16 protein-coding genes are annotated in these 16,855 nt (G+C 73.7%); 7 read left to right on the plus strand and 9 right to left on the minus strand.

Going from position 1 to position 16,855, the window contains the following annotated elements; all coding sequences use genetic code 11:
- Nucleotides 1-28 precede the first annotated feature (28 nt).
- The 4 genes from ACQPXD_RS55330 to ACQPXD_RS55345 are packed head-to-tail and all read right to left on the minus strand — an operon-like array spanning nt 29 to nt 2,558.
- The gene (locus ACQPXD_RS55330; RefSeq protein WP_432833123.1) at nt 29-730 is read right to left on the minus strand and encodes a hypothetical protein; all 702 of its coding nucleotides are present in this window, start codon (nt 728-730) and stop codon (nt 29-31) included.
- Entirely contained in the window at nt 727-1,665 is a 939-nt protein-coding gene (locus ACQPXD_RS55335) for an NAD-dependent epimerase/dehydratase family protein (RefSeq protein WP_432833125.1), read from the minus strand. Before ACQPXD_RS55335 ends, ACQPXD_RS55330 begins: the two co-directional genes overlap by 4 nt.
- Nucleotides 1,662-2,222, minus strand: coding sequence for a hypothetical protein (locus ACQPXD_RS55340; protein WP_432833127.1), 561 nt, complete (start codon nt 2,220-2,222; stop codon nt 1,662-1,664). Before ACQPXD_RS55340 ends, ACQPXD_RS55335 begins: the two co-directional genes overlap by 4 nt.
- 3 nt (nt 2,223-2,225) lie before the next feature.
- A complete protein-coding gene (locus tag ACQPXD_RS55345) occupies nt 2,226-2,558 on the minus strand; it encodes a hypothetical protein (RefSeq protein ID WP_432833128.1) in 333 nt (110 codons plus the stop codon).
- 66 nt (nt 2,559-2,624) lie between these two features.
- On the opposite strand from ACQPXD_RS55345, the gene ACQPXD_RS55350 reads away from it, so the two are divergent.
- Entirely contained in the window at nt 2,625-5,687 is a 3,063-nt protein-coding gene (locus ACQPXD_RS55350) for a BTAD domain-containing putative transcriptional regulator (RefSeq protein WP_432833130.1), read from the plus strand.
- Here ACQPXD_RS55350 and ACQPXD_RS55355 read toward each other — a convergent pair.
- Complete coding sequence (locus tag ACQPXD_RS55355) at nt 5,664-6,731, minus strand: App1 family protein (RefSeq protein ID WP_432833132.1); 1,068 nt, start codon at nt 6,729-6,731, stop codon at nt 5,664-5,666. The genes ACQPXD_RS55350 and ACQPXD_RS55355 overlap by 24 nt on opposite strands.
- Before the next feature lie 155 nt (nt 6,732-6,886).
- Here ACQPXD_RS55355 and ACQPXD_RS55360 point away from each other — a divergent pair, with 155 nt between their 5' ends.
- The gene (locus tag ACQPXD_RS55360) at nt 6,887-7,192 is read left to right on the plus strand and encodes a hypothetical protein (protein WP_432833134.1); all 306 of its coding nucleotides are present in this window, start codon (nt 6,887-6,889) and stop codon (nt 7,190-7,192) included.
- A gap of 128 nt (nt 7,193-7,320) precedes the next feature.
- Nucleotides 7,321-8,040, plus strand: a complete 720-nt coding sequence (locus ACQPXD_RS55365) for a hypothetical protein (protein ID WP_432833136.1) — start codon at nt 7,321-7,323, stop codon at nt 8,038-8,040.
- On the opposite strand, the gene ACQPXD_RS55370 is transcribed toward ACQPXD_RS55365, so the two are convergent.
- Complete coding sequence (locus ACQPXD_RS55370) at nt 8,037-9,014, minus strand: AAA family ATPase (protein ID WP_432833138.1); 978 nt, start codon at nt 9,012-9,014, stop codon at nt 8,037-8,039. The two genes, ACQPXD_RS55365 and ACQPXD_RS55370, sit on opposite strands and share 4 nt — an antisense overlap.
- A complete protein-coding gene (locus ACQPXD_RS55375; protein ID WP_432833140.1) occupies nt 9,011-9,772 on the minus strand; it encodes an RNA ligase family protein in 762 nt (253 codons plus the stop codon). The genes ACQPXD_RS55370 and ACQPXD_RS55375 overlap by 4 nt, the downstream gene beginning before the upstream one ends.
- Before the next feature lie 185 nt (nt 9,773-9,957).
- Here ACQPXD_RS55375 and ACQPXD_RS55380 point away from each other — a divergent pair, with 185 nt between their 5' ends.
- A complete protein-coding gene (locus ACQPXD_RS55380; protein ID WP_432833142.1) occupies nt 9,958-11,553 on the plus strand; it encodes an alpha/beta hydrolase in 1,596 nt (531 codons plus the stop codon).
- A gap of 160 nt (nt 11,554-11,713) precedes the next feature.
- Here the strand turns inward: ACQPXD_RS55380 and ACQPXD_RS55385 are convergent, their stop codons facing one another.
- Entirely contained in the window at nt 11,714-12,793 is a 1,080-nt protein-coding gene (locus tag ACQPXD_RS55385) for an OmpA family protein (protein WP_432833144.1), read from the minus strand.
- Nucleotides 12,793-14,058 carry a helix-hairpin-helix domain-containing protein gene (locus ACQPXD_RS55390; RefSeq protein WP_432833146.1) on the minus strand — a complete coding sequence of 422 codons (1,266 nt, stop codon included), beginning with the start codon at nt 14,056-14,058 and terminating at the stop codon, nt 12,793-12,795. Before ACQPXD_RS55390 ends, ACQPXD_RS55385 begins: the two co-directional genes overlap by 1 nt.
- A 273-nt stretch (nt 14,059-14,331) precedes the next feature.
- On the opposite strand from ACQPXD_RS55390, the gene ACQPXD_RS55395 reads away from it, so the two are divergent.
- The 3 genes from ACQPXD_RS55395 (at nt 14,332) to ACQPXD_RS55405 (ending at nt 16,849) form a co-directional block, all read left to right on the plus strand.
- Nucleotides 14,332-15,444, plus strand: coding sequence for an MBL fold metallo-hydrolase (locus ACQPXD_RS55395; RefSeq protein WP_432833148.1), 1,113 nt, complete (start codon nt 14,332-14,334; stop codon nt 15,442-15,444).
- A gap of 143 nt (nt 15,445-15,587) precedes the next feature.
- Entirely contained in the window at nt 15,588-16,655 is a 1,068-nt protein-coding gene (locus ACQPXD_RS55400; protein ID WP_432833150.1) for a LacI family DNA-binding transcriptional regulator, read from the plus strand.
- Entirely contained in the window at nt 16,655-16,849 is a 195-nt protein-coding gene (locus ACQPXD_RS55405) for a hypothetical protein (protein ID WP_432833152.1), read from the plus strand. Before ACQPXD_RS55400 ends, ACQPXD_RS55405 begins: the two co-directional genes overlap by 1 nt.
- Nucleotides 16,850-16,855 lie beyond the last annotated feature (6 nt).

A 16,855-nucleotide genomic window follows, 5' to 3' on the forward strand; every position in this document is an offset into this window, starting at 1 on the left:
CCAGGAATTCCGTACACCAAAGACAGACCTACGGCTGAACGGTTGGCGGGGTTCGCCAGAGGAAGACGGACATCGCGATGAGCCACAGGCACCAGGCGACGTATCCGGCGAAGTTGCTGAGGCCGGCGGCGGCGAGGCCGAGCGGGATGAGCACGCCGGTGGCGATCAGCGCCGCCGACAGGTAGCCGAGGTAGCTCATCCAGCGCGGGGCGACGGCCCGGGTCACGGCGCGCACCACCAGGACGGTGAAGGCCGCGGTGAGGGCGTAGCCGATGGTCTCGCCGACGATCTCGCCGAGCCAGGTGTGCAGCCGCTCGAACGTCCGGAAGGCGCCGGCGGTCCGCGCCGGGTCGGCGGCGTCGGCGCTGATGCCCGGCACGAACAGGACCCAGCGGGACAGGCCGGCGACCTGCACGGCCGCGGCGGCGATGCCGGCACCGGCGGTCCACCGGCCGAGCCGGGCGGCGCCGATCCGCCCGAGCAGGACGCCGACCGGGGCGAGCAGCGCGGCGCCGACGACCAGGACGGCGAACCAGCCGGTGACGGCGCCCTGGTGCGCGCGGTAGCGGGCCAGGATGTCGGCGGTCGGGGCCTTCAGAATCTGGGGGTAGTCGAAGACGGAGCCGAGCGCGGTGAAGCCGGCGATGGCGAGCACGGCCGCCCCGGCCATCAGCACGGCGGCGAGGCGGCGGGTCGTGCGGGCGTTCACGAGGGTCGTCTGCGCGGTCATGGGATGTCCTTCCGGGTGCGGTACCAGGCGAGCGTCGCGGCCAGGGCGTCGTCGAGCGGGGTGGAGAGGTCGCCGAAGGCGGCGCGGAACTTGCCGTCGTCGACGACCCAGCGGCCGGTGAACTGGTAGAGCGTGTGGAGGTACTCGCGCATCTCGGGCCGGACCAGCCCGAGCAGGCGCAGGGTGGTCCGGCCGGCGGCGAGCGTGCGCGGCCGGTGGCCGGCGCGGGCGTAGACGTGGTCGATGATCTGCCGGGTGGTGCGCGTCTCGGCGACGGGCAGGTGCCACACCGCCCCCGTCGCGCCGGGCCGGGTGCCGAGGGCGACGAGCGCGGCGGCGACGTCCGGCGTGTACGAGTAGCTGTGCGGCTGGTCGGGGTCGCCCATGACCTGGGCGGTACGGCCGGCCAGCGCGGTGGCGAAGACGGTCTCGCCCAAGGCGGAGCGGGTGGTGCCGGGGCCGAAGTAGTCCGAGGCGCGGCCGATGGCGACCGCGACGCGGCCGGCCCGATGCGCCTCGAGGAGCTCGGCGGTCATGGCGGCCCGGGTCGCCGCCTTGCGCGAGGTGGGTCGTGCCTCGAGCGTCTCGACGAGGTCGCGGCCGCCGACCGGGCCGTAGGCGTAGAGGTTGTCGAGCACGACCAGGCGGGCGCCGGCCGCCTCGGCGCCGGCGAGCACCCCGCGCTGCAACGGCGGGAACTCCTCGGCCCAGCGGGCGTAGTGCACCGCGTTGAGGCAGCAGTAGACGGCGGCGGCGCCGGCCGCGACGCGGGTGGTGAACGCCGGGTCGGTGGCGTCCCCGCCGACGACCTCGGCCCCGGGCAGGTCGGCGCGCCCGGTGCGGTTCACCGCCACGACGTCATTGCCCTCGCGCAGGAGCCGGGCCGCCACGAGGCGGCCGACCTGGCCGGTGCCGAACACGACGTGGCGGGTCACGAGAGGCTCGGCCCGGTCGAGGCGCGGCCGACCGCCAGCGGGAGGACGGCGGTGAGCGCGGTGACGACGAGGGCGCCGCTGGAACCGAACACGGTGAACTGCTCGTCGACTCGCACGCCGATGGCGGCGGTGACGGCCCATCCGGCCGCCCAGCAAGCGGCGAGCGCGGGCGGCCAGGCCAGGGCGAGGCGGCGCAGCCGGGCCCGGAGCACGGCCGCCTGGGCGGCGCCGACGGCGAGCCCGCAGACGGCTCCCTGCACCAGCAGCGCGCCGAGCCCGGTGGCATAGCCGACCGCCGCGGCGCCGATGCCGAGCCCCACCATGAGCCCGATCGCGGTCGCGGCGAGCCACGGCACGGCGGGCGGGCGGTTGCCGCCGATGCCGGCCAGCTGCACGGCCCCGAGGATCAGGCCGGTGATCAGTCCGCCCAGCAGGGCGGCGGGCAGGGTGTCGACGGGGCCGACGAGCAGCGTGGCGGCGAGCCCACCGAGGGGGAAACCGGCGAACGTCACCATCCACCGGGCGGTGCCGCGCAGCACCGTTGCGGTATCGGACATGGCTTACTCCTGAGGGTTGCGGGTGTGGTGGGTGGCGATCCACGCGACGAGCAGGTTGTCGGGGTGCTCGGCCAGGTGGTCGCGGACGAAGGCGTCGAGGCGGTCCTCGTCGCCGTCGAGGTGTGCCCGGGCGATCGCGACGAGCTGCCGGTCGCGGGTCGTGGCGGCGCTGCGGGCCGCCCGGGCCAGCAGATCGGCGGGCTCGTCGGTGAGCAGAGCCGCGGCCACCAGCAGCAGCGGCGAGCCGGCCGTCGCGGCCCGGTCGAGCAGCTCGGCGCGGGCCTGCTCGTCGCCGCCGATCAGCCGGCGGATCAGGTGGTCGATGTCGTCGGGCATGGGCACACCGTGCCGGGGCGCGCTGACGATGCGCTGACGGCGATCTGATGGACGTACGCTCGCGCAATGCTCACTGTCGCGGTGCTCGGACCGGTCGAGGTCCGCCGCGACGGGGTGTTGCTGGCGCTGCCGTCGGGCAAGACCACCGAGGTGCTCGTCCGGCTCGCGCTCGATGCCGGGCGGCCGGTGCGCGCCGAGCGGATCATCGACGACCTCTGGGGCGGCGCCGCCACGGCCCGCAACACGCTGCAGTCGAAGGTGTCCCAGCTGCGCCGGGCGCTGGGCGATCCGGCTTTGATCGCGGGCGGCGGCGCCGGCTACACGCTGCGGGTCGACCCCGGCCGCGTCGACGCGCTGCGGGTCGCGGGGCTGGCCGCGGCGGCGGCCGACGCCCGGCGGACCGGCGACCCGGCCGCCGCCCTCGACCTGGCGGTGGAGGGGCTGGCGCTGTTCCGGGGTGAGGTACTGCTCGACGCGGGCGACGGCGACTGGCTGCACGCCCACCGGACGCGCCTGGAGGAGGTCCGGCTCGGCCTGCTCGAGGACCGGTTCGCCGCGCGGGTCGACGCCGGAGCCAGCGGCGACGTGATCGGCGAGCTGGAGGCGCTCGTGCGGCAGTACCCCTTGCGGGAAGGCCTCTGGCACTCGCTGATCACGGCGCTCTATCGGGCCGGCCGGCAGGCCGAGGCGCTGGCGGCCGGCGCGCGGGTGCGGGAGGCGCTCGCCGCCGACCTCGGCATCGACCCGGGCCCGGCGCTGCGGGCGCTGGAGGGCCAGATCCTGCGGCAGAGCCCGGCCCTGGGCGCCGAGCGGGCGACCGGCCCCGCGCCGCGGGTGGGCAACCTCCCGGCGCTCTCGTCACCGCTGGTCGGGCGGGCCGGCGAACTCGCGGACCTCGACCGGCTGGTGCGCGAGCGGCGGCTGGTGACGCTGGTCGGGCCGGCGGGCGTCGGCAAGACCCGGCTGGCGATCGAGCTGGCCCGCCGGCTCGACGTCCCCGGCGGAGTGTGGCTGGTGCGGCTCGACGCGGCCGACGTCACGACATCGCTCCCCCAGGCGGTGGCCGAGGCGCTGCACCTCGCCGGCGGCGAGCCCGCGCTGCTCGAGCGCCTCGCCGCGGCCGAGACCGTGCTGGTGCTCGACAACTGCGAGCACGTCGTCGACGCCGCGGCGGACCTGGCCGGGCGCCTGCTCGACGCCTCGGCGCGCCTGCGGGTGCTGGCCACGAGCCAGCTCGCGCTCGCCCTCGACGGCGAGGCGGTCTACCCGCTCGAGCCGTTCCCGCTCGCCGACTCGGTCGCGCTGTTCGCCGCCCGCGCCGCGCAGATCCGCCGGCAGTTCGTGCTCGACGCCGGCACCGCCGCCACCGTCGAGGCGCTCTGCCGGTCGCTCGACGGGCTGCCCCTGGCCATCGAGCTGGCCGCGGCCCGGGTCCGGTCGCTGTCGGTGCGGGAGATCGCCCGGCGCCTCGACGACCGGTTCACGCTGCTGCGCGACCCGACCAGCCGGCGCCCGGCCCGGCGGCGGGCGCTCGCCGCCGCCATCGGGTGGAGCTACGACCTGCTGTTCCCCGACGACCAGCGGGGGCTGTGGGCGCTGTCCTGCTTCGCCGGCGGTGCGCCGCTCGCCGCGGCCGAGCACGTGCTCGGCGCGCTCGGCGTGCCCGGGGAGTCGGTCCTCGACGTGGTCGGCCGGCTCGTCGACCGCTCGCTCGTCAGCGTGGAGATCGGCGACGCGGGCGCGGTGCGGTACCGGCTGCTCGACAGCATCCGCACCTTCGCGCTCGACCGGCTGCGGGAGTCCGGCCGCCTGGACGACGCCGGCGCGGCACACGCCGCGTGGTTCGCCGGGACGGCGCAGGAGTGTGCCGCGACGGTACGGGGCGAAGCCCAGCCGGAGTGCCTGGCCGTCGCCCGGGCCGAACGCGCCGACATCGACGCCGCCCTCGCCTGGTGCGCCCGGCACGATCCGGCGCTCGGCGTGCGCATCGCGAACGGGTTCGGCTGGACGTGGGTGGTGCTCGGCGACGGGGTGGCCGGCGCCGACCGGGTCCGCAGCGCGCTCACCGCCGCCGGATCCCTCGTCGCACCGCGCGACCGGGCCGCCGGCCTGCTGCTGGCCGGCTGGCTCGAGGCGTCCGCCGGCGACGTGGAGCGCGCCGACCGCGACCTCGCCGCCGCCCTCGCCGTGGCCGGGGAGCTGTCCGACAACCGCCTGCGCGCCGACGCCCGGCGGCACCTGGCCTTCCTGCGCATCCAGCAGGGCCGCCCGCACGACGTGATCGAGCTGGCCACCGCCGCGCTGGACGTGTACCGGGCGCTGGAGCTGCCCTGGGAGACGGCCGCCGGCCTGCTGCTGGCCGCCTACGGGTCGATCATGCTCGGCGACACCGCCGGCGCCGCCCGGGCGGCGGACGAGGCGGTGCGGATCCTGACCCCGATCGGCGACGCGTGGGGGATGGTCCACGCCGAGGCGATGCTCGGCGCCATCGCCCAGGCCGAGCACCGCTTCGCCGCGGCCGCGCGGTCGCTGTCCCGGGCCGCCGGGGCCGCCGAGCGGCTCGGGTTCCTCGGTCAGGCCGCCCTGCACCTGACCACGCTCGGCCGCGTCGAGCAGCGCGGCGGCGACACCGCGGCGGCGATCGCCACCCTGCACCGCGCCATCGCCGCCGCCGACACCGGTGGCGACCTGCGCATCACGGCCACCGCGCGAGCGCACCTGGCCCGGATCCTGCGGGCGACGGGCGCGCACGACGCCGCGCGCACGCTGCTCGAGCAGAACGAGCGGTGGTACACCGCGGCCGGCGGCGACGGCGCCCTGCTCACCCGGTGCCTGCTGGCCGCGGGCGGCGGGCCCGGCGCCGCCGAGCGGCTGGCGGCGGTGCTCGACGAGGCCCGCGCGGCCGGCGACCGGGAGGTCGAGGTCCTTGCCACGGACGCGCTCGCCCGGATGGCGGCCGAGCGCGGCGACGCCGACGCGGGGCGGCGCCTGCTGGCGTCCGCGGACGAACTGGCCGCGGCGATCCGGCACGTCCTCGACGACGCCGACCGGATGGACGCCGACATCGCCCGCGCCCTCATCCGCGGCGCGGCGGGTCCCGGCGGCTCAGAGGATCTCGGTGTCGCGTAGCAGGCGCCACAGGCCGGCGCCGTCGGGGGCGCTCAGCCAGCGGCGGTCGTTGGACGGGAAGCGCTTGGAGCTGCCGGCCACGCCCGGGAAGGTGCCGGCCAGCACCGCCTGCGTCGGGGAGAGGTGGCGGATCGCGACCGCGGCCACGCTGTCGGGGTGCTCGGCGGCGAACTCGGCGTAGATCTCCGGGTCGTGCTGGCCGTCGTCGCCGATGAGCAGCCAGCGGATGTTCGGGAACTCCTCCGCCAGCCGGGTGAGCGAGGCCCGCTTGTGCGCCTGGCCGCTGCGGAAGAACCGGTCCGGCTGCGGGCCCCAGTCGGTGAGCAGCAGGGGGCCGGCCGGGTACAGGTGGCGGGAGAGGAAGCGGGTCAGGGTCGCGGCCACGTTCCAGGCGCCGGTCGACAGGTAGAAGACCGGGGCGCCCGGGTTCGCGGTGGCCAGCCGCTCGTAGAGCACCGCCATGCCCGGCACGGAGGCGCGGGCGTGCTCGTCGAGGACGAACGTGTTCCAGGCGGCGAGCAGGGGCCGCGGCAGGGTGGTGATCATGACGGTGTCGTCGACGTCGGAGACGATGCCGAGCCGGGTGGCCGGGTCGATGACCCGGATCGGGGCCTCGACCGGGGCGCTGTCCTCGGTCTGCAGGGTGACCGTGGCCCACCCGGGCGGCAGGTCGGCCTCCACGACCACGTCGACGAAGCCGCCGCGGTCGCAGCGCACCTCGCAGGTCGCCCCGCCCGCCTCGATGCGCACCAGCGCGTCCTTGACCGACACGGCGGTGAAGGAGCGCCAGCCGCGCAGCTTTTTCGCCCGCTTCGCCGGCTTCGGGTCGATCCGGGCCAGCAGGACCCGGCCCAGCACGCGCACCCAGCCGGGCCGCTCCGGGGTCGCCGACGCTCCGTAGCCGGTGTAGGCGGTGACCGCCACCGTCCACCCCCGCCGCCGCAGCCGGCGCTCGATGAGGTTGTGGATCGCGTCCTCGATGCGGGCCGCACGGTGCAGCGGCAGCGGTGCGCTGCCGGGCGGCTGGCTGGGGATCAACGACACCGGCCCACCCTGTCACAGCCCGCCGACGACCGCACCTCGCATCCCCGTCAACGGTGAGTGACCGGGATTTGACGCTGGCATGAATCCGGGAGCCCGAACTCCACGCTCGCTTCTAGCGTGATTGTCATTAGGAACAAGCGCACAGGAGGTGCGAGATGGCTACCACATTCGAGGCCGTTCGGGCCGAGGCGCTGTTCGCCTCGGACCTGCAGTCGTCGCAGTCGCCGGTCGGCGGGGAGATCCGCGCCGCGGTGGCCTCGACGCTGCGGCGGATGGGCGTTCAGGGCTGCGCCGCCCGGGTCGCGAGCGAGTACGGCGACCACCCGGAGATCGCGGTCGCCCGCATGGCGTGGGCGCTGGCCCAGGTCCGCGCGACCTACCCGGCCGGCGGCTCGCGGACGCTGCGCGCGATCCGGTCCCTGCGCCGCCCCGGCGCGGTGATCCGCCCGATCGCCGCATAAACGGGCGGTCGGTGCGTGAAAGCCGGCCGCCGCACGGACAAGGCGCGAGGGATTTTCACCGATTGCCCCGATCGCGCAACCCGTCCGCTCCACACTGAGACCCGACGCCGCACAACCGGGAGGCCAGCGTGGAGCAGCACAAACTCACGATCGACATGAACGACGCCACGGTCGAGCAGCTGCGCGATCACCACTTCGCGCTCTTCGGCCTCCACGCGATCGCCACCTCGGCGAGCGGCGCACCGACGATCTGGCTCTCCGTGCACTACCTCGAACGCCACCTCGAGGTGACGTGGAACGAGACCTACTCGATGTACACCACCCGGCGCACGACGCATGCCCCCAGCACCAAGGTCGTGGCCACGCACAACTACCCCGCGCCGCTGGGCAGCGTGCTCACCGTGGCCGGGAACGACGGCGCCGGCATCGTGACGCCGGGCGGGCCGCCCGGGCACATGGAGATCGACAACACCGGCCGGGTCGAGCTCGGCGCCGGCCTGTGCCTGCACGACATCCACGGCATGTATCAGCCGATGGGCGTGTTCGACCTGGTCGACGTGGACCTTTTTCAGCCGGTGCCCAAGGTCGCCTTCTTCTTCTCGCCGATCCCCCACATGGCCGGCGAGATCGCCACGCGGTCGCTCGGCCCCGGGGTACTGCTGGATTATCAGCTGGCCGCCAACCGGTCACTGTCCATCGAGTACGACATCCACGACGGCTGGGCCGCGGCGAACCGGCCCTACGCGCGGACGATCGCGGCCAACGAGCCGCTCGCCCCGCTGCTGCTCATCCGCTCCTCCGCGCTGCAGGCCCTGGCCATGCAGCGCCAGCGCACCACCACCCGCTAGACATTCAGCACCCACCGCACCGCGTGCGCCTCCGTCGGGTCGGGCGGCTCCCAGCGCTCGACCATCCGCTCGATGATCGCGTTCGGCACCGGGCGGGTGCGGGCCCCGTTGCGCCGGTGCACCACGTCCGGCGGCGCCTCCACGCTCACCACCTCGACCCGCGCGCCGTAGTCGGCGGCCAGCGCGATGCAGCGGGAACGGATCGCCCGGGTGACGTTCGTGGCGTTCCATACATAAGAGGTGGCGGCGCGCAGGTGGCCGCGGGCGCGTTCGTACGCCGCCGCGACCACCGGGCCCTGGTCGCCGGTCGGCGGCTTGCCGAGCTCGTCGCGCAGGTTGTCGAGACTGATCACCGGCACGCCCGGACGGTTGGCGGCGATCCAGTGGTCCTTGCCGGCGCCCGGCAGCCCGGACATGACGGTCACGGTGCAGCGGGTGTCGTCGTACGCCGCGTAGTCGGGATCCCGGCCGGGCGTCCGGAAATACTGGAACCGCGCGTGGTCGGACGGAAACGGGCGGGGCCGGTCGCGACAGCCGATTTCCGAGGTGTACTCACCGAAGAGCGCGATCTCGGCGAGCAGCTCCGGATCGCCGCCGCCGGCCAGCGTGTCCGCCGTGGCCAGCAGGGCCAGGTCGTCGTTGCGGGCCAGCAGGCTGACCCGGAACGCGACCCGGTCCAGGTCGGGATGCTGCAGCGCGGCGGAGGGCAGCCACCGGTGCTGCAACAGCGCGCACACGTGCTCGCGCCAGGCGATCGGCGCGCCCATCTCCCACAGCACCCGCCGGGGCCGGTCCTCCTCGATCAGCAGCGCGGCCGCGAACAGCCGCACCCGCTCGTCCTCCGGCCGGTCGCGCCACTCCTCGAGCCCGGTCAGCGCCTGCACGATCCGGCGGGTGTACCCGCCGCCCGGAAGATCGTCGCCGCCGAGCGACCAGGCCGGCGGCGCGGGGCAGAGGCGCCGGAAGAGGTTCATCCGCGCACCCGGTTGGCCACGATCGGGCGGTCCAGCCAGTGGCTGCCGGAGTCGAGGATCGCGGTGTGGAAGCTCGGCCGCACCCACTTGTAGCGGCCGAGCACCCGCTCGTCGTCCTCGAGCTTGAGGTACAGCCCCTCCATGTCCTCCGACATGTCCGTCTCGCGGATCACCTGGTCCGGGTCGGCCCCGCCGGCCAGCGCCGCCTCGCGCAGCGCCTCCCGCCAGCGGCCGGTGCGGCAGGTCGACGGTGCGACGAGCTTGGTGAGCGCGGCCAGGTCGGGCAGCGGGCCCTCGTAGAGCACCGGCACCGGCGCGACCCCGAACCCGTCGAGCAGCTCCCGGCGCCGCGGCGTGGACAGAAAGCCCTCGGATTGGCGATCGTAGACGTCGAACTCGCAGAAATGATGCGGCAGGGCGTCGTAGAAGACGGTGTGCTTGGCGTAGAGCCACTCGCCGTAGAGGATGAACCGGTCGCGCAGCACCGGCCACAGCGAATACCGCACGCCCGCCGCCCACGCCTTGAACGGGCCGAACTGCTTCTCCCGCGGCCCGCCGGTCAGGTAATGGCCGCGCGACTGCAGCAGCAGTTCACCGCCGGCATCGAAGCTGATCGCGGCGTTGGCGCCGTCGAGCTTCTCCTCCACCACCAGCGGGCGGCCGGCCAGCTCGGCGAACGGGACCTGCGCCAGGTCGTGGTCCCCCGGTTGGAGGCGGGAGCCCTGCAGGTGCGGCGTCCGGGGGTATTTGCGCAGCATCACACCGTTGTACCGGAGTCGATTCGATCCGCGACACGGGTTTTCTCGGGTGAGGGAAAGGGTGTTACGGCTTCCGCGCGGCACCCAGGGCCGAAACCATCGGCGTGACATTGTTTGACCCGAATCACTTGCCCAGAGTCCCCCTTTTGGGCAAATTTGGGAGGGTTGTCTTGGAAAACAGAACCGTGAAGGGGCTGGTTCTCTTCACCGCTGCGGCCACGCTCGCGGCCGTCGCGCCGGCCTCGAGCGCACTGGCCGCGCCCGCCAACGGGGGCGGCGACGGCTACGGTGCCGCCTCGATCCCGTGGGGCCAGTGCGCGAGCCCTGGACTGCAGCGCCGCGGCGCGGAGTGTGGCCTGCTGGACGTCCCGCTGGACTACAGCAAGCCCAACGGCAAGAAGATCCAGATCGCGGTCTCGCGCATCAAGCACAAGGTCGCCGACAAGGACTACCAGGGCGTCATGCTGGTCAACCCGGGCGGCCCCGGCGGCTCCGGGCTGACGCTGTCGGTGCTGGGCGAGTACGTGCCCAACGGCGCCGGCGACGCCTACGACTGGATCGGCTTCGACCCGCGCGGCGTCGGCTCCAGCGTTCCGGCGCTGCACTGCGACGACGACTACTTCAACGGCCCGCGCCCGGAGTACATCCCGTGGAACCAGGGCATCGAGCAGACCTGGCTCAACCTCTCCAAGGGCTACGCCAAGGACTGCGGCAAGGCCGGCGGTGAGCTGCTCAACCACCTGACCACGGTCGACTCGGTCAACGACATGGAGTCGATCCGCAAGTCGCTGGGCGCGAAGCAGATCAACTACTACGGCTTCTCGTACGGCACCTACCTCGGCCAGGTCTACGGCACCCTGTACCCGGACAAGGTCCGCCGCATGGTGCTCGACGGCAACGTCGACGTGCGCAACGTGTGGTACCAGGCCAACCTGGACCAGGACGTGAACTTCGAGCGCAACGAGAAGATCTGGTGGGGCTGGCTGGCCAAGTACGACAGCGTCTACCACCTCGGCAAGACCGAGCAGCAGGTCGAGGCGCGCTGGTACAGCGAGCAGAACAAGCTGCGCGGCAAGCCGGCCGGCGGCGTGGTCGGCGGCGACGAGTGGACCGACATCTTCCTGTACGCCGGCTACTACCAGTCGACGTGGCTCGACCTGGCCAACGCCTTCTCGGCCTGGGCCAACGACCGCGACACCGACACGATCGTGGCCGCGTACGAGGACTACATCGCCCCCGGCGACGACAACGGCTTCGCGGTCTACAACGCGGTGCAGTGCACCGACGTGCAGTGGCCGCAGAGCTGGAGCACCTGGGAGCGCGACAACTGGCGGACGTTCCTCAAGGCGCCGTACATGACCTGGGACAACGCCTGGTACAACGCGCCGTGCCTCTACTGGCCCGGCAAGGCCCGCAAGCCGGTCAAGGTCGACGGCTCGAAGGTCAAGAGCGTCCTGTTCGTCGGCACCACCCTCGACGCGGCCACGCCGTTCGAGGGCAGCCTGGAGGCCCGCCGGCTCTTCCCGCACGGCAGCCTGCTCGCCGAGGTCGGCCAGACCACGCACGCGAACTCGCTCAACGGCAACGAGTGCATCGACAACACGATCGCCGACTACCTCGCGACCGGCAAGCTGCCGGCCCGCAAGCGCGGCGACCAGCCCGACAAGAACTGCGACGCCCTGCCGCAGCCGGACCCGACCGAGGTCTCGCTGCAGGCCAAGTCGCTCACCGCGACCGGCACCACCTCCGGCCGCCCGGCGCTCTACCCCGTGCACCACTAGCAAGTCGCGTGCGAAAGGGCCCGGCCGTGGTCATTGGCCGGGCCCCTTCATTTTCATGACTCGGACCGCGTCACCTGCGGACCGTTCCTCCCGTGCGACTCGGGCCGGGGCCTGCCTAAAGGGCGGCCCCGGCCCTGCGACTCCGCGGTGCCAAGAACAATTACCGCTGCACGATGAATTCGACCCGGCGGTTGACCGCGTTCGCCGCGTCGTCGCTGCCCTGGACCTTGGGCCGGCTCTCGCCGAAGCCCCGGGAGGTCAGCCGGTCCGGCGCGATGCCCAGCGACACCAGCGTGTCGAGCACCGTCTTGGCCCGCGCCTCGCTCAGCGTCTGGTTGTGCTCGGCGGTACCCCGCAGGTCGGTGTGTCCCTCGATGCTCACCTTGATGTTCGGGTTGGCCTTGAGGATCGAGGCCGCGTTCTCCACCACGGCCCGGCCCTGGGGCGTCAGCGTGGCGCTGTTGTTCTCGAACTCGACCGTCGGCAGCGCGACCAGCTGGGTCTGCACCTGCTCGGGCGCGGCGGCCTGGCCGACGACGAGCTCGTCGCGGACCGTGCCGCTCTTCACCGCCGCCTTCGCCGCCGCCTCGGCCTTGTCCTTGACCTCCTGCGAGGGCACCGTGCCGGTCAGCGTGACGACGTGGTCGGTCAGGTCGACGACGCCGGCCTTGGTGTCCTTGCCCAGCGCGGCGACGACGGCGCCCAGCCCGGCCAGGTCGGTGTCGTCGGCGACCCGCTTGGCGTCGACGGTGAGCTCGTCCTGCACGTTCTCCGCGCCGAACGCCTGCTTGGCCGCCTCGGCCAGCTTGCCGCGCGCGTCCTCGGCCGGCACCGTGCCGGTCAGCGTCACCTTGCCGCTGTCGACCAGCAGCTTGACCGCGAGCGGCTCGGTGGCGGCCGGCGGCTGCTCGACCTTCGGCGGCGCCTGGACGTCGACCACGCGCACGCCCTCCACGCCCAGCGCGATCTCGCGGGCCTTGTCCTTCTCGTCGGCCGAGCCGACCTTCACGGTCCCGTCCCGCCCGGCGAAGCGGACCTCCGCGTCGATGCCGGCGCCGGTCAGCGCGGCCTTGGTCCGACCGGCGAGGCTGTCCTCGACCGCATGCCGATGTGGCACCTCGAAGGCGAACACCAGCGCCGCGAGCCCGACGACGGCCGCGCCGATGGGGATCAGCGGGTGCCGGCGGCGCACCTCCCACCGCGCGGCGCTGCTGCTGGTGGTGCGGGTCGCGCCGGCCATCAGGCCCGCCCGGTGTCGCGGCCGGCGACCAGGCGCCGGGTCAGGTCGGCGAAGCCCTCCTCGTCCCCGTCGGCGAGCAGCCTCGACTGCCGCGCCCAGGTGACGATGCTGGGCGCGAAGCGCAGCCCCGCCGCCTCGATCGCCGCCCGCAGGGTGTCGACGTCGGCCTCGGCCAGCTGCACGTACGTCCGGATGCCGGCGGCGATCAGCGCGGCGGACATCTTCGGGCCGATGCCCTCGATCCGCTGCAGGTCGTCGACCGGCCCGTCCTCCACCGCCGCGGCCTGCGCCGGCACCACGACCGGCTCCGGCTCGACCGCTTCCTCCGCCTCAGGCTCCGGCGCTTCCGCGACCGGCTCTTCCACCACCGGCTCGGGCTCCGGCTCCTCCGCCACCGGCTCGGGCTCGGGTTCTGGTTCCTCCGCCACCGCCACCGGCTCGGGCTCCGGTTCCTCCGCCACCGGCGCAGGCTCGGGCTCGGGCTCCTCCGCGGCCGGCTCTTCCGCGGTCACGGGCTCGGCCTTTTCGGTGACCTCGCGGCCGGCGATCAGGCGGTCGGTGAGCTCCTTGAAGGCGGCCTCGTCGCCGTCGGCGAGCAGCCGGGCCTGCTGCGACCACGTCCCGATGCTCGGCGCGAAGCGCAGGTTGGCGGCCTCCAGCGCGTTCTCCACAGTGGACCGCTCGGCGTCGGCCAGCGCGGCGAACGTGGTGATCCCCGCCGCCCGCAGCGCCGCGGCGATCTTCGGGCCGATGCCCTCGATCCGCTCCAGCTCGTCGCTCGCCGGCTCGGCCTCGAACGCCGACTCGACCTCCGCCACCAGGGCGGCGTCCACATCGGCCGGTTCGGCCGCTTTGACGGCGACCGGCTCCGGCTCCAACTCTTGCTGTGCGACCGGCTCGGGCTCCACGATCGGCTCGGGTTCGGGCTCAGGCTCCGCGATGGGCTCGGCCTCGGTCTCGGCGACCGGCTCAAGCTCCGCGACCGGCTCGGGTTCGGGCTCCGCGACGGGCTCGGGCTCGGGCTCGGGCTCGGCGACCGGCTCAGGCTCCGCGATCGGCGAAGGTTCGACGGGGGGTGCGGGGGTCTCGACCGCGGTGATCGCCGTTTCGGCGGGCGCGGGAGACTCGGCCGGGGCAGACTCGGTGACGGACTCGGACGAGCGGACCCGGCGCAGTTGCAGGCCCCACCAGAGGTAGCCGACGAGCAGGCCGAGCAGGAACGCGAGCAGGATCAACAAGAGTGACTGGTTGGTATACCAGACCACGACAGGCCTCCGGGGGAAATGTGACCTACGCGATGGGCAAGCGCGCGAAAGAGGGAGTTCGCCGGGCAGCCTCGCACACCTCGATGCCCAGCAACAGGGCCTGCCCGGTGCCGTCGACCGGCCGTTTCGGCCGGATTGGGTCGCCCTGCCGGAGCGTTTGCGCAGATCGGACGCCCTCGAAGCGGGTTTGCCGGTGTCGGGCTGCCCGGAGTACCGAGAGAAAATCAAAACGGACGGGTGCTGAACCTCACCACAACTGGAGGCGACAGAGCTATGGGGAAGACGACTCGGGTGCTCGCCGTGGCCGCGGTGGCCGCTGCCGCCGGCGGGGTCGCGTGGGCACTGCGTGACCTTCCGGCACAGCTGGGAGCGGTACCGGCGGGGGCGCGGGCCGAGCGCATGCGCCGATCGCAGCAGTTCGGCGAGGGCCGCTTCCGCAACGCCGTGCCGGCCGACATCCTGCCGCCGCACGCGATGCGCGACGCGTTCCGCGAGCTGGCGTTCGGCAAGCAGCGGCGCCGGCCGCTGGGCTCGATCCCGGTGTCCAGCCCGGACCTCGGCGGCCGGCTCGCCGCCGACGGGCTGCACGTGACCTGGCTCGGGCACTCGACGGCGCTGGTGGAGATCGAGGGCGTGCGGGTGCTGTTCGACCCGGTGTGGAGCGAGCGCTGCTCGCCGACGTCGTTCATCGGCCCGAAGCGGATGCACCCGATGCCGGTGCCGATCGAGCAGCTGCCGCGCATCGACGCCGTGGTGATCTCGCACGACCACTACGACCACCTCGACCTCGCCTCGATCCGGGCGCTGCTGCGCACCCAGCAGGCGCCGTTCCTGGTGCCGCTGGGCGTGGGCGCGCACCTGGAGCGCTGGGGCGTGCCGGCGGACCGGCTGATCGAGCTGGACTGGGAGGAGGAGGCGACGGTGCGCGGCATCACGCTGACCGCGACCGCCGCCCGGCACTTCTCCGGCCGCCGGTTCGCCCGCGACGGCACCCTGTGGGCGTCCTGGGTGGTCAAGGGGGCGAGCCGGAGCGTGTTCTACACCGGCGACTCCGGCTACTTCGCGGGGTACAAGCAGATCGGCGACCAGTTCGGCCCCTTCGACGTGTCGATGATCCAGGTCGGCGCCTACAACGACGCGTGGCCGGACATCCACATGAAGCCCGAGGACGGCGCCCGCGCACACCTCGACGTCGGGGCGCGGGTGCTCATCCCGCTGCACTGGTGCACCTTCAACCTGGCGTTGCACGCGTGGTCCGAGCCGGTCGAGCGGCTGCTGGCGGAGGCGCGGGCGCGGGACATCACCCTCATCGTGCCGCGCCCCGGTGACCGGGTGAACATCGATGTGTTGCCGGAAGTTGAACCCTGGTGGCGCCCTATTGCGTGACGTTTAAAAGCGCAGGTCAGGGCACGTGTTGCGACACACATGCCAGGACCTGGCAAACGACTGGCGACCCGGGTCCCACCCGACGTACTGTATCGATACAGAAGGTTCTGGATCGATGCAGACGAGAGGAGGATCCGGGCGCCATGGCCGCGACACTGCAGACCATCGCCGACGAGCTGGGCGTGTCACGGAGCACCGTCTCCAATGCCTACAGCCGGCCGGATCAGCTCTCCCCCGAGCTGCGCGCCAGGATCCTCGCCGCGGCCGAGCGGCTGGGCTATTCGGGCCCCAACCCGACCGCCCGATCGCTGCGCCGCGGCAAGGTCAACGCGATCGGGGTCCTGCTCACCGACAACCTGTCGATGGCGTTCACCGACCCCTACGCGGTGGCCTACCTGCGCGGCCTGGCCGAGGCGGCCTCGGCCCGGGAGACCTCCCTGCTGCTGATCAACCTGCCCCGGGACGACGAGGCCGGCCGCCGGGTGATCAGCAACGCCGCGGTCGACGCGTTCTGTCTCTACTGCGTGCCCGACTGGCACGCCGGCCTCGATCTGATCCGCGCCCGCGGGGTGCCGATCGTGATCGGCGAGGACCCGGAGGCCTTCGGCCCCGACGCGAGTTACGTCGGCATCGACGAGCGCGCCGCGGCCCGCCGGCTCGGCGACCACATCGCCACCCTGGGCCACCGCGACATCGCGGTCGTCGCGCACTGGATCGTCGACGGCGGCGTCACCGGCCCGGTCGACGCCGACCCGGACGCGCTGCGCTACTACGTGACCGGCGAGCGGGTGCGCGGCTTCCGCGACGCGTTCGCCGCGGCCGGATTGCCCTGGGACCGCGTGCTGCTCGTCAACGCGGCCGACAACAGCCGCGAAGAGGGCGCCGCCGCGGCCGCGCACGCCCTGGACCGCCTCGGCCGCGCGACGGCGATCCTCAGCACGTCCGACGTCCTGGCCCTCGGCGTGCTCGACGCGCTGCGGGTGCGGGGCCTGCAGCCCGGCCGCGACGTCTCGGTCACCGGCTTCGACGACATCGGTGAGGCCGAGCCGGCCGGCCTCACCACCATCCGCCAGCCCAGCGTCGAGCGCGGGCGGCTCGCGGGCGAGCTCCTGCTCGACCCGCCCGAGGACCCGGCGCGGCGTCGCCTGACGCTGCCCGTCTCGCTGGTGGTCAGGGCGACCACCGGCCCCAACCCAGCCAAGGAGAAGTGATGACCCCGATCGCGCTCATCGTCTCGCTCGAGGCGGTCCGCGCCGAGGCCCACTCGGCCATGCCGAACGCCCCGGTCGTCGACGACCGCCGCCCGGAGTCGGCCACCATGATCAAGGTCCGCGGCTTCGCGGCCCGCGCACTGCGCCGCGCGGCCGACCGAGTCGAACCCACGCCGGCCCTCACCTACGGGTAACCACCG

This window comes from Dactylosporangium sp. CA-092794 (genome assembly GCF_050948465.1).
Taxonomy (GTDB): Bacteria; Actinomycetota; Actinomycetes; order Mycobacteriales; family Micromonosporaceae; genus Dactylosporangium.

What these genes read in the sequence shown, in the direction of transcription:
- ACQPXD_RS55375 (WP_432833140.1), bottom strand. Translation starts at nt 9,772, where the DNA reads ATGCTGCGCAAATACCCCCGGACGCCGCACCTGCAGGGCTCCCGCCTC.
- ACQPXD_RS55345 (WP_432833128.1), bottom strand. Translation starts at nt 2,558, where the DNA reads ATGCCCGACGACATCGACCACCTGATCCGCCGGCTGATCGGCGGCGAC.
- ACQPXD_RS55385 (WP_432833144.1), bottom strand. Translation starts at nt 12,793, where the DNA reads ATGGCCGGCGCGACCCGCACCACCAGCAGCAGCGCCGCGCGGTGGGAG.
- ACQPXD_RS55360 (WP_432833134.1), top strand. Translation starts at nt 6,887, where the DNA reads ATGGCTACCACATTCGAGGCCGTTCGGGCCGAGGCGCTGTTCGCCTCG.
- ACQPXD_RS55340 (WP_432833127.1), bottom strand. Translation starts at nt 2,222, where the DNA reads ATGTCCGATACCGCAACGGTGCTGCGCGGCACCGCCCGGTGGATGGTG.
- ACQPXD_RS55400 (WP_432833150.1), top strand. Translation starts at nt 15,588, where the DNA reads ATGGCCGCGACACTGCAGACCATCGCCGACGAGCTGGGCGTGTCACGG.
- ACQPXD_RS55350 (WP_432833130.1), top strand. Translation starts at nt 2,625, where the DNA reads ATGCTCACTGTCGCGGTGCTCGGACCGGTCGAGGTCCGCCGCGACGGG.
- ACQPXD_RS55405 (WP_432833152.1), top strand. Translation starts at nt 16,655, where the DNA reads ATGACCCCGATCGCGCTCATCGTCTCGCTCGAGGCGGTCCGCGCCGAG.
- ACQPXD_RS55370 (WP_432833138.1), bottom strand. Translation starts at nt 9,014, where the DNA reads ATGAACCTCTTCCGGCGCCTCTGCCCCGCGCCGCCGGCCTGGTCGCTC.
- ACQPXD_RS55330 (WP_432833123.1), bottom strand. Translation starts at nt 730, where the DNA reads ATGACCGCGCAGACGACCCTCGTGAACGCCCGCACGACCCGCCGCCTC.
- ACQPXD_RS55395 (WP_432833148.1), top strand. Translation starts at nt 14,332, where the DNA reads ATGGGGAAGACGACTCGGGTGCTCGCCGTGGCCGCGGTGGCCGCTGCC.